Consider the following 298-nt stretch of genomic DNA (forward strand, 5'->3'; position numbering starts at 1 on the left):
GGCCGCTCTGGCGGCCGACCCCGACCTGGCCGGCGCGGCCGTCGCCGAGACGCTCCACTGGGCGCCGCCGGTGCGCCTGGAGGGTTGGCGGGTCCGCGAGGCGACACGGATCGCCGGAGCGGACCTGTCCGCGGGAGCCCGGCTGGTCGTCCTCGTCGCGGCCGCCAACCGGGACACCGGCGACGCCCCGGACGGCGGGTTCGACCTCGTGCGCCGCGCGCGGTCCGGCGGCCCCGTGTCCGTCGGGTGGTCCACGGGCGGGCACCCCGCCGGTCCGTTCGTGCGGACGGCGGCCGAG

The 298-nt window shown here is 80.9% G+C and carries 1 pseudogene; it reads left to right on the forward strand.

The window, feature by feature from the left end:
• Positions 1 to 298 (forward strand): annotated as a pseudogene (locus tag D471_RS35645) (hypothetical protein); the annotation flags it as partial.

The organism is Nocardiopsis lucentensis DSM 44048 (assembly GCF_000341125.1).
Taxonomy (GTDB): domain Bacteria; phylum Actinomycetota; class Actinomycetes; order Streptosporangiales; family Streptosporangiaceae; genus Nocardiopsis; species Nocardiopsis lucentensis.